We start from the raw sequence: 13,185 nt of genomic DNA, 5'->3' as shown, positions 1-13,185 counted from the left end.
CGCCCGTGGGGAGGGGAACGAAGAACCGCTGGGGGAATTGTTGGGGTACGACAAAAGTCTAGGACCGTGGATCCCCGTCGGCCAAGCGCCCCAGGATCAGTGCGATCCTCAGTGTGAACGCCGACCTGACGTCGGACGGTGACCAGCCGGTGACGTCAGTCACACGTCGCAGCCGGTAGCGCACGGTGTTGGGATGGACGAAGAGCATCCGCGCGGCTCCCTCCAGACTGCTCGCCTGCTCCAGATAGACGCTCAGCGTCTCCAGCAGCGCCGACCCGGCCTCTTCCAGTGGTCTGTAGATCTCCTCCACCAACTGATCGCGGGCGGCGGGGTCGGAGGCGATGGCGCGCTCCGGCAGAAGGTCGTCGGCGAGGACCGGCCGCGGGGCGTCCTGCCAGGCGAAACACGCTTTCAGCCCGGCGGCGGCGGCCCGTGCCGACTTCGTGGCGGCCAGCAGATCGGGCACCACGGGACCGGCCACGACGGCCCCCGCCGCGTACGGGCCGATCAGCGCCTTGGCGACCTGGAGCGGGTTGTCGCTGCCACCGGCGATCACCACGAGCCGGTTGCCCAGCACCCCGGTGAGCACCTGGAGCTTGGCGTGCCGGGAGGCCCGGCGGATCGCCTCCACCGTCAGTTCGCTGTCCCCGTCGGGCGCGGTGCCGAGCAGCACGCAGACGTGTTCCGGGGAGTTCCAGCCGAGGGCCGCCGCCCGCGAGATCGTGCCCTCGTCGGCCTCCCCGGAGAGCACGGCGTTCACCACCAGCGACTCCAGCCGCGCGTCCCACGCGCCACGCGCCTCGGCGGCCTGCGCGTACACCTGGGCGGTCGCGAAGGCGATCTCCCGCGCGTAGACCAGCAGCGCCTCGCGCAGCACGCTCTCGTCCCCCGGCGCGGCGACATCGCCGACCGCGCTCTCCATGACCTCGATCGAGGTACGCACCATCTCCACGGTCTGACGCAAAGTGATCGCCCGCGTCAACTCGCGGGGCGCCGTGCCGAAGACATCCGTCGAGATGGCCTGCGGGGTCTCCGGATGCCGGAACCACTCGGTGAACGCGGCGATCCCCGCCTGGGCGACCAGCCCGATCCACGAACGGTTCTCCGGCGGCATCGCGCGGTACCACGGCAGTGTCTCGTCCATGCGGGCGATGGCGTCCGCGGCGAGCCGGCCGGAGGACCGCTCCAGCCGCCGCAGCGTCGCGGGATGCGGATGCGGACGGGGTTCGTTCGAGGCTTCTGGCACGGGACAAGACTGCCTCATCGTGACAGGAGGGTGCGGGCCCGGGGCTACGGTGGGCGCGTGATTCTCGTACGGCACGCGGCCCAGCGGTACGCCGGAGGCGACCCGGCGGCAGGCATCGAATCCCTGCACGCCTTCTCCTTCGGGCGCTTCTACGACCCGGACAACCTGCGCTTCGGCGCACTCCTCGCCTGCAACGAGGAACGGCTCGCGCCCGGCGCCGGATTCGACGAACACCCGCACAGCCACACCGAGATCGTCACCTGGGTCGTGACGGGCGAGTTGACCCACCGCGACTCCGCGGGACACGCCACCGTGGTGCGCGCGGGCGACCTCCAGCGACTCGGATCGGCGTCCGGGGTACGGCACGTGGAGCGCAACGACGGCCCGGAGCCGCTGGTCTTCGTGCAGATGTGGCTCGCCCCCCTGGAGCCGGGCGGCGAGCCCGCGTACGAGGTCGTGCGGGGCGTCCGGGACTCGGTTCCGTACGCGGTGGAGCGGGCCGGAGCGGTCCTGCGCGTACGGCGTCCGGGCGCGGGCGAACGCGTCGCCGTGCCCGAGGCGCCGTATGTGTACCTGCACGTGGTGCGCGGCGGCGGCCGGCTCGCGGAAGAACCCCTGGGCCCCGGGGACTCGGCCCGGATCACCGGTGGGACGGGACGGGAACTGGTCGCGGGCCCGGCGGGCGCGGAGGTGCTGCTCTGGGAGATGCCGGGCTGACGGGCGGGCGCGTGGTCCGCGCCTCCCGGGGCCCGTACGGATCAGCCCGCACGGCTCAGTCCGCGTACGGATCAGCCGGCGCGCAGCTCCGCCAGCACCGCGTCCGTGAACGGCGGCCACGCCTCGACCGCCCACGGTCCGAAGGCCCGGTCCGCCAGCGCCACGCACGCCGCGCCCGCGTCCGGGTCGACCCACAGGAACGTACCGGTCTGGCCGAAGTGCCCGAAGGTGTGCGGCGAGGACGAAGCGCCCGTCCAGTGCGGGGACTTGGCGTCCCGGATCTCGAAGCCCAGACCCCAGTCGTTGTTCTTCTGGTGCCCGTAGCCCGGCAGCACCCCGGAGAGCCCGGGGTGCACGACGGTCATGGCCTCCAGCACCGTCCGCGCGTCCAGCAGCCGGGGCGCCTGGAGTTCGGCGGCGAACCGGACCAGGTCGTCCACGGTCGAGACACCGTCCTTGGCGGGCGAGCCGTCCGCGGCCAGGGAGGTCGCGGCCATGCCCAGCGGTTCGAGCACCGCCTCGCGCAGATAGTCGGCGAACGGGATACCGGTCACCTCGGCGACATGTGCGCCGAGCACCTCGAACCCGGCGTTCGAGTAGAGCCTGCGGGTGCCGGGAGCGGCGGTGGCGCGGTGCTCGTCGAAGGCCAGTCCGCTGGTGTGCGCGAGCAGATGCCGGACGGTGGACCCCTCGGGCCCGGCCGGCTCGTCCAGCTCCACGGCGCCTTCCTCGTACGCCACCAGCACCGCGTAGGCGGCCAGCGGTTTGGTCACGGAGGCGAGCGGGAACCGGTGCGACGTCGGGCCGTACGATCCGACGACGGCGCCGTCCGCCCGTACGACGGCGGCGGCGGCGGTGGGTACGGGCCAGTTCTCGATCATCGTCAGGCTCTGCATGGCGACGAGCCTAACCAGGACGCCGAAGGACCGGACCCGCGAGGGCCCGGTCCTTCATGGCCGTGCTTCTGCCGGCAGGTCCGCCGATGGGGACCGGTGAATCTAGTAGACGGGCGTGAGGTACCACTGCTCTTCGGCGTTCATGTTGTCGCAGTGGTAGCCCGTGATGACGCCCTGACTCTTCAAGGAGTCGCCCCATGCCTTGCACAGCTCGAAGTCGGCCATCTTGATCGGCGCGCCCTCGGCCGCCTGGGCGGTCATGGTGGTTCCGCCGGCGATGGCCGCGATTCCGGCCACGACGACGGCGGCCTTTGCGAGCTTCCTACGCATGTGTTTCTCCTTCTGTGCAGTCAGCGGCCCGATCGCGAGGCGAGCGGGCCGCGCCTTTCCACGGCTTCGGCAGCGGGGGCCGGAGACGGACCCAGTCGTCCGTCGCCCAGCGCTGTTCCCGTACCGGAACCGGCCGAGGCGTACGCTCACCGGCCACGCGTCCGTGTCCGGCCCGGTGCTTCCCTCGGCTTCACGCAGCCCATCACGTTGATCGTTTGCGATCAATAATGATTCGATCTCTGTTACATGCCCCTTACAAAGATCCCTGGATGAGCGTGATCTCGTGCGGGCATGCCCCGTTTCGTCCTCCGTGCCCCGGTTATCCGTCGTGCCCCGGTTCTCCGTGCCCCGGTCCGGCATGGCCCGTTCTCCCGCACCGGGCCGCGCCGTGAGAATCTTGGCCCTTTTCGGCTTGCTTCGAGTGCACTCCAAGGATTTAGCGTGGAATACATGACGCTGATCGAGAGCAGCCCCGCACGGATGGACGGCGAGCAGTCCTGCGCCTCGTCGCAGCCCAGGCATCCACGCGCCGACGGTGACGATCAGTACACGATCAGCGAGGTGGCCGCTCTGACCGGACTCACCGCGCACACCCTGCGCTGGTACGAGCGCATCGGCCTGATGCCGCACGTCGACCGGTCCCACACCGGCCAGCGCCGCTTCCGCAACGCGGACCTGGACTGGCTCTCCTTCGTCACCAAGCTGCGGCTGACCGGGATGCCCGTCGCGGACATGGTCCGTTACGCGGAGCTGATCCGGGTAGGGGAGGAGACGTTCGAGGAGCGCCGGGAGCTGCTGGCGCGAACGCGGCGTGATGTGCTGAACCGGATCGCGGAACTCCGGGAGACGGTCGCGGTACTCGACTACAAGATCAGTTATTACGCGGACGCCGGCAGGGCGTCGGAGAGGGTCTGAACCCTGATGACCGACAACATGAGTGACAACAGGATCGAGAAAGTACGTCTCGGCACCGCTGGTCCCGAGGTCGGTTCCCAGGGGCTCGGCTGCATGGGGATGAGCTGGGCGTACGGGCCGACGGACGCCGACGAGGCACGGGCCACCCTGGAACGCGCGCTGGAGCTGGGCGTCACCCTGTACGACACGGCGGACGTGTACGGCGACGGGGAGAACGAGAAGTTCCTCGCCCCCTTCGTCAAGGCGCACCGCGACGAGATCGTCCTCGCGACGAAGTTCGCGCTGGGCACCGACCCCGAGGACCCCGCGAAGCGGACCATCCGCAACGACCCGGCCTACATCCGCGCCTGTGTGGAGGGGAGCCTCCAGCGCCTCGGCGTGGACGAGATCGACCTCTACTACATGCACCGGCGCGATGTGAACGTCCCCATCGAGGAGTCGGTGGGCGCCATGGCCGAGCTGGTGTCGGAAGGCAAGGTCAAGTACCTGGGCCTGAGCGAGGTCACCGGCGACGAGCTGCGGGCGGCGCACGCCGTGCACCCGATCACCGCGCTCCAGTCGGAGTGGTCGCTGTTCAGCCGCGACGTCGAGGAGAACGCCGTGCCTGCCGCCGCCGAACTGGGCGTGGCGCTCGTGCCGTACTCCCCGCTCGGCCGGGGTTTCCTGACCGGCGCGTTCGTCAACGCCGAACAGGAGCTGACCGCCGACGACTTCCGCCGTCGGCAGCCTCGTTTCAACGGCGCCAACGCGGCGGCGAACGCGGCGCTGCTCGAACCCGTACGGAAGATCGCCGAGGGGCGCGGCGCCACCCCGGGCCAGGTCGCGCTGGCCTGGGTGCAGCAGCAGGCGCCGCTGCACGGCCTGGCCGTCGTCCCGATCCCGGGCACCCGCAGGCGCAGCCGGATCGAGGAGAACGCGGGCGCGACCCGTCTCATCCTGACCGAGAGCGAGATGCGGCTCCTGGAGTCGATCGCCGCCCAGGTCGCGGGCAGCCGCTACGCCGACATGACCTCCACCTCGGCCGGGCGCGCGTAGCACCACGTCAGGGGCTCAAAGGGGGCCGGGCCGTGCCCCGGCCGGACCTGGCGCGTGCGCGGTGGCCGGGTCGGGCAGGGGCCGGCAGCGCTGCCGGGCGGCGGGGTGCGCGGTCGGCGGCGGGCGGTCGCAGGCCCGTCACAGCTCCTCCAGCAGCTCCGCCTTCTTCGCCGTGAACTCCTCGTCCGTCACCAGCCCCGCCTTGTGCAGCTCCCCGAGGTGGCGGATCGAGTCCGCGACATCCGCCGGGTCCCGGCGCGGGACGGCGAGCGCCGGTACGGGGACCGCCGCGCGGCTGCCGGTCGTCCCCTGGACCGCTTCGAGCACGGCCGCCGCGAAGGGCAGCGACTCGTGCACCGGGCCGTAGCCGAGCCCGAAGACGACGGCAGCGGGGTCGTGGTCGGCGCGGGCGGCGGCGTCCGCACCCCCCGCGCCGTCGGGGCCGGGGGCCCCCGGCGCACCGTCGCGTCGCAGCAGCCGCAGATAGCCGTCGAAGAGGTCGGGGGAGCGCCACTCGACCCCTTGCAGGTCCGCGACCGGGACGTTCTGGTCGCCGGCCTTCCACTTCGCGGAGGAGGCACCGGTCCTGAACCAGCGGAACAGCACCCGCTCCCCGTCGAAGGACGCCTTGCCGTCGTACGCCTTGAAGTGCAGCGGAGGCTCGGGCGCGGCCACGAGGTAGCGCTCGGCGGGCTCCTCGCGACGCAGCAGGCGGTCCCGGGACAGCGCCGAGCGCAACTCGTCGGCGCAGTAAGCGGCCAGGGGCTCGCGCTCCGCGGGCAGCACCAGCCGGTACGGATCGACGCTCTCTCTGAGCTGGCCCGCCGCGGCCTGCGCCAGCGGATCCGCGCCCGCTCTCGGCACGGCGTGCAGCACCACCGTCCCGCGCTTCCCCGGGGCCAGCGTCACCGACTCCAGCGCCTCGTGGGGGACACGGCGTTCGCCCAGCGCCCCCAGCGCCTGGAACAACTTCGGTGTCCTGATCCCCCGTTCGAAGCGGATGAGCACGGAGTCGCTCTCGAACTCCCAGGTGGCATGGAGCCCCGTCAGCACATCACCCATACGCTTCATCGTAGGCGGCGCGCGCTGTGGCGTCCCCTGCCCGGGCGCGCGATTTCTACGCGCGTCGGCGCGGTGGGGCAGTCAGCGGGACGCCGGTTCGGCCCCTGGCACCGGGTCAGCCCGTGGCGCCGGCTCCGCTCCGGCAGGACGCGCCACCATCGGCACAGCTCACGGCGCGGTACGAGGCGACGCCGATGTCCGCGAAGTTGTCGAGGCTCTCCGTGCCGGGCTTGAAGTAGCCGGTGTGCCCGACCGCGCCATACGCCGAGACGACCCTGGCCCCGAATCCCCTGGCCACCGGGTCCGCGCCGTGCCCGAGGCCGCCCACCGCGAGATACGGCACGTCCTGGATCCAGTCGTCGCCGTCCCGCGTCGCCCAGACGTGTGCGTTCGTGCGCAGCTGCGCCGCGTTGCCGACCCGCATGCCGGGGCTGCCCGCGACGGCCACGTCGGTGACGCGGGCGGGCAGGGCGTGCGCGGCGACGCCGCACACGACGGAGCCGTAGCTGTGGCAGAAGAGGGAGACCTCCGATGTGCCCGGCAGCGCGGCGGTGAGCGCGGCGAGCCGCACGGCGCCGTCCTCGGCGAGCTTGCCGATCGCCGCGTCCATGCCGAGCCCGGCGGGCGAGGTGTAGTCGGCCCAGGCGATGACCGCCGTGGGCGTGCTGGGTGCGACGGCGCGCTCGGCCGCGTACAGCGACTCGGCCATGCCCGCCGGGGCGGTGTACCAGTTGTCGGACTTCTCGAAGGTCAGGATGTTCGTGTCCACGCCGGGCACGACGACCGAGACCCGCTTCGCCTGGTCGAGGTCGCCGAGCACCTCGGCGACCCGGCCGTTGCCCGACGGGTCGAACGCGAGGATCTGCCGGTCGCCGCCGAGCATCGACTCGTAGCGTTCCACGCGCCGGCTCGCCACCAGCCGGCCCTCGCTCGACAGTCTGCCGTCGCGCACGCGCTCCTCGTCGGCCTCCCGCGCCCGCATCAGTGCCAGCCGGTTCGCCTGGTAGCGCAGGGTGACCGGGGCGCCGTTGAGATTGCCGACCACGAGCGGATACTTCGCCGCCAGCCTGGCCTGCTCCGCGGCGCTGAGCGATGCGAAGAACGCGGCCAGCAGCTTCGGCGGCGCGGTCGGGGACGGCAGGTGACGGGCGCCTATCCGGCCCTTCTCCCATGCGTTGAGCGCGACCTTCAGCGGCTCGCCGGGGCCGCGATGATTCGCCACGGCGGTCCAGCCGGTCGTCGTCAGCATCACGAACACCACGGCGAGGGCGAGGACGGCGCGCCATGCGTTGAGGGTGGGGGATGACTCGAAGGAATTCACTGCCTACCAGCGTAGAGGGCTGATCAGGGGCTTCGCGACGAGGGTGGGAGAGATCACCCGTCAGGGGGGATTGAACCGTCGGTAACCTAACCCGCCGTGGAGTTCCGATGCACGCTCCGGCGTGTCGCGGAGGGGTGGCCGACAGGCCGTGGCGCCCATGGTGCCGGGCCCGAACGGGCGAAGGGCGCGGCGGGGGGATTTTCTGCGCGGGCGTTCGCGCGGTGGGAGAAAAATTCATCCGAACGGGCTCTGGCCGACCGGCCCGGTGCTGTGCGTGCGGACGGACCGTCCCCCCCGCCGCCGCAGTGACTTTCGGTGATATTTCACTGAGGGCGGCGCGCTTGGTCGTGGTCGTGGCGGACCCACGCGCACCTGGTGGATCAGCGCGCTCCGTGCCCCGAGGCGGCGGTCGTGGCGGTTCTTGTCGCTCCGCTGACGGATCTCGGCGCCCGTACGGACGCGAGCGACCGAAGGGTGCCCCTTCCACGTCAGCGATGAGATGACCCGACGTCAACCTCCGACCGCTTTGGGGGCCGCCGAAAGGTTCCGGCGGGCCGGTCGCCTATCAGGGTGGAGGGCGCCGCCGGGCCTTCCGTGGGCACGGCCTCGCAGGTCAGGGTGGTGGTGATCGAATTCGTACGACACGGGGGTTCATCCGAAATGCGCCGCACCACGTTCATGTCCGGGCTCACGCACCGGCTCATGTCCGCACTCACCTCACCGGGTACGGCGAAGGCCGCCACCGTCGGGGCGCTCGCCCTCACCGCGCTGTTGCCGCAGACCGTCTCCGCCGCGCCCGCCGGCCACTCCGCCGCCGCGGCCCCCACCGCGGCGGCCAGACGGGGGGACTGCGCCGCCGGGGAGCTGTGCCTGTGGGAGCAGGAGGAATTCAAGGGCGTACGGCGCGTCCACGACCTGTCCGACACCGACATCGACAGCTGCGTACCGCTTCCGGTCGGCGTCACCGTGCACTCGCTGGCCAACCGCACCGGGCGGCCCGTGACCACGTACCAGTCCGCCGAGTGCGGGACGACCGGGCAGTTCGAGACCTATCCGGGCGGGGGCACCTGGACACCGCGCTCGCCCTACCGCGTCCGTGCCTTCAAGATCTGGGAAAGGTGAGGAACGGGAAGCGGGGGCGGCCGGCTCCGCGAGCCCGCCGCCCCCGCACCACCTCACTCGTGCGGCGCTGCCGCGCGTGGTGGCGGACCGCGCGCTCAGGCGTCCCCGCCGGCCGCGCCCGGGTCGGCCGCCGACGCGTCCAGCAGCCGGTAGCGGTCGATCGCCTGCTTCAGCGCCGAGCGGTCGACCTTGCCCTCCCCGGCCAGCTCCGTCAGCACCCCGAGCACGATCGACTGCGCGTCGATGTGGAAGTACCTGCGGGCCGCGCCCCGGGTGTCCGCGAAACCGAAACCGTCCGCGCCCAGCGACTGGTACCGGCCCGGGACCCAGCGCGCGATCTGGTCGGGAACCGAACGCATCCAGTCGGAGACCGCCACGAACGGCCCCTCCCCACCGGAGAGCTTGCGCGTCACGTACGGCACACGCTGTTCCTCCTCCGGGTGCAGCAGATTGTGCCGTTCCACGTCCACGGCCTCGCGGCGCAGCTCGTTCCAGGACGTCGCCGACCAGACGTCGGCCCTGACGTTCCACTCCTCGGCGAGGATCCGCTGCGCCTCGACCGCCCACGGCACGGCCACGCCGGACGCCATGATCTGCGCGGGGATCGAGCCTTCCTCGCCCCGCCGGAAGAGGTGGATGCCCTTGACGATGCCGTCCACGTCGACGTCGGCGGGCTCCGCCGGATGCTGGATCGGCTCGTTGTAGACCGTCAGGTAGTAGAAGACGTCCTCGCTGTCGGGCCCGTACATCCGGCGCAGACCGTCCTTGACGATGTGCGCGATCTCGAAGCCGTAGGCGGGGTCGTACGCCACACACGCCGGGTTGGTCGAGGCCAGCAGCTGGGAGTGTCCGTCCGCGTGCTGGAGCCCCTCGCCGGTCAGCGTCGTACGCCCGGCGGTCGCACCCAGTACGAAGCCGCGCGCGAGCTGGTCGGCCATCTGCCAGAACTGGTCGCCGGTCCGCTGGAAGCCGAACATCGAGTAGAAGACGTACACCGGGATCAGCGGCTCGCCGTGCGTGGCGTACGAGGAGCCGGCCGCGATCAGCGACGCCGTGCACCCCGCCTCCGAGATGCCGTCGTGCAGCATCTGCCCGGTCGGGGACTCCTTGTACGCGAGCAGCAGCTCGCGGTCGACCGACTCGTACTGCTGGCCCAGCGGGTTGTAGATCTTGGCGCTCGGGAAGAACGAGTCCATCCCGAAGGTGCGGTACTCGTCGGGGGCGATCAGCACGAAACGCCTGCCGATCTCCTTGTCCCGCATCAGGTCCTTGAGCAGCCGGACGAAGGCCATCGTGGTGGCGATCGACTGCTGCCCCGATCCCTTCTTCACCGCCGCGTACGTCTTGTCCTCGGGGAGCGTCAGGGGCTTCGCCCGCACCACCCGGGTCGGCACGTACCCGCCCAGCGACTTGCGCCGGTCGTGCATGTACTGGATCTCTTCCGAGTCCTTGCCGGGGTGGTAGTACGGCGGCGCGCCGTCCTCCAGCTCCCGGTCGGAGATCGGCAGATGCAGCCGGTCCCGGAAGCCCTTGAGGTCGGCGACCGTCAGCTTCTTCATCTGGTGGGTCGCGTTGCGGCCCTCGAAGTTCGGTCCCAGCGTCCAGCCCTTGACGGTCTGCGCCAGGATCACCGTCGGCTGGCCCTTGTGCGCCTTGGCGGCCGCGTACGCCGCATAGACCTTCTTGTGGTCGTGACCGCCGCGGCCCAGATGCAGGATCTGGTCGTCGGACATGTTCTCGACCATGGCGCGCAGCCGCTGGTCGTCGCCGAAGAAGTGCTGGCGGATATAGGCGCCGGTCTCGGTGGCGTACGTCTGGAACTGACCGTCCGGTGTGGTGTTCAGCCGGTTGACCAGCACGCCGTCGCGGTCCTGCGCGAGCAGCGGGTCCCAGGAACGGTCCCAGACCAGCTTGATGACGTTCCAGCCGGCGCCGCGGAACTGCGACTCCAGCTCCTGGATGATCTTGCCGTTGCCGCGTACCGGGCCGTCGAGGCGCTGGAGGTTGCAGTTCACCACGAACGTCAGGTTGTCCAGGCCCTCACGGGCGGCGATGGACAGCTGGCCCAGCGACTCGGGTTCGTCCATCTCGCCGTCGCCGAGATAGGCCCATACGTGCGACGCGGAGGTGTCCGCGATACCGCGCGCCTCCAGGTAGCGGTTCATGCGCGCCTGGTAGATGGCGCCGAGCGGGCCGAGGCCCATCGAGACCGTCGGGAACTCCCAGAAGTCCGGCATCAGCCGTGGATGCGGATAGCTGGACAGTCCGTACGGGGCCTTCGACTTCTCCTGGCGGAACGCGTCGAGCTGCGCCTCGCTCAGCCGGTCGAGCAGGAAGGCGCGGGCGTAGATGCCGGGGGAGGCATGGCCCTGGAAGAAGATCTGGTCGCCGCCGTCGCCACCGTCCTTGCCCCGGAAGAAGTGGTTGAAGCCCACGTCGTACAGGGAGGCGGAGGAGGCGAAGGTGGCGATGTGGCCGCCGACCCCGATCCCGGGACGCTGCGCGCGCGAGACCATCACGGCGGCGTTCCAGCGGGTGGCGTTGAGGACCTTGCGCTCGATCTCCTCGTTGCCGGGGAAGAACGGCTCGTCCTTGGTGGCGATGGTGTTGACGTAGTCCGTACTGCGCATCTCGGGGACGGCGACACGCTTCTCGCGTGCGCGCTCGATCAGCCGGAGCATCAGATAACGGGCGCGCTCGCGGCCGCGCTCGTCGACCGCTGCGTCGAGCGAGTCGAGCCATTCCTGGGTCTCTTCGGGATCGAAGTCCGGGACCTGGCTGGGAAGGCCGCCAATGATGATCGGGTTGCGATCGGATCCGGAAGCCACGCTTTTCCTTCACTGTTCGGTCGGGGGCGGGGGGCGGAGCTGGGGCACGTACGCCGCATCCATCGTGTACCGCGGCGCCGAGAAACGTCATCTCTACCGAGGGGTAACCCATGCTCGCCGGGCAATCCCCGGAAAATCCCGCCCCGGCCCGCAGGTCGTGCCGGTTCAAATCGCAACCTTACGCCCAACCCGTCCATGCGTTCTGTTCGGTCGTTCGGGTCTGATTGATGTACCGAAACGGCATAACATGGCAAAGAAGGAGGAAGTGTATGGCCTGCGTCACAGCGGGTGGGGGCGAAGTGGCAGGAGATGCCACGAAGGGGCCCGGATCGTCACCGTTTCGGCGGTCTCGGCAGCCGGGTACTTGCGCGATCCGCTCCGCCCGTGTGGACTACGGCCAATGCCCCGCGTACGCGCGCGGCCGAAGCATTTATCCGAAACATGATCAGGAGGCAATCCGTGAGCGCGACCGCGGACCACGCGGAGGAACGGACCAACCTTGCCGCGAGGCTTGGGTTCGAACCCGGACAGGTGGTCCAGGAGATCGGCTACGACGACGACGTCGAGCAGGAGCTCCGCGAGTCCATCGAGGCCATCATCGGCCAGGAGCTCGTCGACGAGGACTACGAGGACGTGGCCGACGCCGTCCTGCTCTGGTTCCGTGACGAGGACGGCGACCTTACGGACGCGCTGGTGGACGCCATCGGTTTGATCGAGGACGGCGGCGTGATCTGGCTGCTGACGCCCAAGACGGGCCGTGACGGCTACGTCGAACCGAGCGACATCAACGAGGCGTCCCAGACGGCGGGTCTGTCCCAGACCAAGAGCGTCAGCGTCGCCAAGGACTGGGCCGGAAGCCGGCTCGTCACGCCCAAGGCGGCGAAGTCCAAGCGCTGACTCCGAGCGCCGCTACGAGCGCGCAAGACGCAGCAGCCCGGGGCCCCTGGCCCAGCACGCAGCCTTGAGGGCCCCCGCCGACCCCAGTCGGTGGGGGCTCCGTGCTCACGGACCCGGCGCGGGGCCGGGCGTGGAGCGGATCGTTAGGGTGGACGGCGACTGTCGAGCCCGCACCGAGAAGGACGTGCACGCATGGCGATCGAGGCCGGCGCCCCCGCCCCCGACTTCACCCTCAAGGACAACCACGGACGGACCGTCCGCCTGTCCGACCTGCGCGCGCCCGGCGAGGCCAGGAACGTCGTGCTGGTCTTCTACCCCTTCGCCTTCACCGGCGTCTGCACCGGTGAGCTGAGCGCCCTGCGCGACCGGCTGTCCTCGTTCGTCAACGACGACACGCAGCTGCTCGCCGTCTCCAACGACTCCATCCACACCCTGCGCGTCTTCGGCGAGCAGGAGGGCCTGGAGTACCCGCTGCTGTCGGACTTCTGGCCGCACGGCGAGGTCTCGCGCGCCTACGGCGTCTTCGACGAGGAGAAGGGGTGCGCGGTGCGCGGGACCTTCCTCATCGACAAGACGGGCACGGTGCGCTGGACCGTCGTCAACGACCTCCCGGACGCCCGGGACCCGGACGCGTACCTCGCGGCCCTGGCCGCGCTCTGAGCCCGGCCGGCCGCCGTCGCCGGCTCCCTTCCGACGCGACCGTCGAAAACGCGCACGCGACTGTCGAAATCGTGTCGTATCGGGGAACCCGTCACTAGGATCCAGACGTTGATCGAGTGGCAACGCACCAAGGGGCGCCCGGCTCGCTCGCCGGCC

At 70.7% G+C, this 13,185-nt stretch carries 12 protein-coding genes; 6 read left to right on the top strand and 6 right to left on the bottom strand.

Annotation, left to right across the window (positions count from 1 at the left end):
* Window positions 1–58: 58 nt before the first annotated feature.
* Entirely contained in the window at window positions 59–1,264 is a 1,206-nt protein-coding gene (locus ACFY6S_RS10235) for a PucR family transcriptional regulator (RefSeq protein WP_388821317.1), read from the bottom strand.
* Window positions 1,265–1,303: 39 nt separating this feature from the next.
* Between ACFY6S_RS10235 and ACFY6S_RS10230 the strand changes: the two genes are divergently transcribed.
* On the top strand, window positions 1,304–1,963 hold the full coding sequence (locus tag ACFY6S_RS10230; RefSeq protein WP_388821315.1) for a pirin family protein: 660 nt from the start codon (window positions 1,304–1,306) through the stop codon (window positions 1,961–1,963).
* Window positions 1,964–2,034: 71 nt separating this feature from the next.
* Here ACFY6S_RS10230 and ACFY6S_RS10225 read toward each other — a convergent pair whose 3' ends face one another.
* Window positions 2,035–2,859 (bottom strand): serine hydrolase domain-containing protein, encoded by an 825-nt coding sequence (locus ACFY6S_RS10225; RefSeq protein WP_388821313.1) that lies wholly within the window; start codon window positions 2,857–2,859, stop codon window positions 2,035–2,037.
* Between the two features lie 102 nt (window positions 2,860–2,961).
* The gene (locus ACFY6S_RS10220) at window positions 2,962–3,189 is read right to left on the bottom strand and encodes a hypothetical protein (RefSeq protein ID WP_388821310.1); all 228 of its coding nucleotides are present in this window, start codon (window positions 3,187–3,189) and stop codon (window positions 2,962–2,964) included.
* Between the two features lie 450 nt (window positions 3,190–3,639).
* On the opposite strand from ACFY6S_RS10220, the gene ACFY6S_RS10215 reads away from it, so the two are divergent.
* Window positions 3,640–4,104, top strand: a complete 465-nt coding sequence (locus ACFY6S_RS10215) for a MerR family transcriptional regulator (protein WP_388821630.1) — start codon at window positions 3,640–3,642, stop codon at window positions 4,102–4,104.
* A gap of 18 nt (window positions 4,105–4,122) precedes the next feature.
* Entirely contained in the window at window positions 4,123–5,139 is a 1,017-nt protein-coding gene (locus ACFY6S_RS10210) for an aldo/keto reductase (RefSeq protein WP_388821308.1), read from the top strand.
* A gap of 138 nt (window positions 5,140–5,277) precedes the next feature.
* On the opposite strand, the gene ACFY6S_RS10205 is transcribed toward ACFY6S_RS10210, so the two are convergent.
* Entirely contained in the window at window positions 5,278–6,201 is a 924-nt protein-coding gene (locus ACFY6S_RS10205) for a DUF4429 domain-containing protein (protein WP_388821305.1), read from the bottom strand.
* A 115-nt stretch (window positions 6,202–6,316) separates the two neighbouring features.
* The gene (locus ACFY6S_RS10200) at window positions 6,317–7,522 is read right to left on the bottom strand and encodes an alpha/beta hydrolase (protein ID WP_388821302.1); all 1,206 of its coding nucleotides are present in this window, start codon (window positions 7,520–7,522) and stop codon (window positions 6,317–6,319) included.
* A 702-nt stretch (window positions 7,523–8,224) separates the two neighbouring features.
* Here ACFY6S_RS10200 and ACFY6S_RS10195 point away from each other — a divergent pair.
* A complete protein-coding gene (locus ACFY6S_RS10195; protein ID WP_388821627.1) occupies window positions 8,225–8,644 on the top strand; it encodes a peptidase inhibitor family I36 protein in 420 nt (139 codons plus the stop codon).
* A gap of 95 nt (window positions 8,645–8,739) precedes the next feature.
* On the opposite strand, the gene aceE is transcribed toward ACFY6S_RS10195, so the two are convergent.
* Window positions 8,740–11,472 carry a pyruvate dehydrogenase (acetyl-transferring), homodimeric type gene (aceE, locus tag ACFY6S_RS10190; RefSeq protein WP_388821299.1) on the bottom strand — a complete coding sequence of 911 codons (2,733 nt, stop codon included), beginning with the start codon at window positions 11,470–11,472 and terminating at the stop codon, window positions 8,740–8,742.
* A 459-nt stretch (window positions 11,473–11,931) separates the two neighbouring features.
* On the opposite strand from aceE, the gene ACFY6S_RS10185 reads away from it, so the two are divergent.
* Together ACFY6S_RS10185 and ACFY6S_RS10180 are read left to right on the top strand one after the other, a co-directional pair.
* On the top strand, window positions 11,932–12,369 hold the full coding sequence (locus ACFY6S_RS10185) for a DUF3052 domain-containing protein (RefSeq protein WP_329068604.1): 438 nt from the start codon (window positions 11,932–11,934) through the stop codon (window positions 12,367–12,369).
* A gap of 192 nt (window positions 12,370–12,561) precedes the next feature.
* The gene (locus tag ACFY6S_RS10180) at window positions 12,562–13,029 is read left to right on the top strand and encodes a peroxiredoxin (RefSeq protein WP_388821296.1); all 468 of its coding nucleotides are present in this window, start codon (window positions 12,562–12,564) and stop codon (window positions 13,027–13,029) included.
* The last annotated feature ends 156 nt before the right edge of the window (window positions 13,030–13,185 follow it).

Source organism: Streptomyces sp. NPDC012835 (assembly GCF_042900885.1).
Classification (GTDB): Bacteria; Actinomycetota; Actinomycetes; order Streptomycetales; family Streptomycetaceae; genus Streptomyces.
Note: the sequence above shows the minus strand (reverse complement) of the source record. Positions and strands in the feature narration are given on the sequence as shown.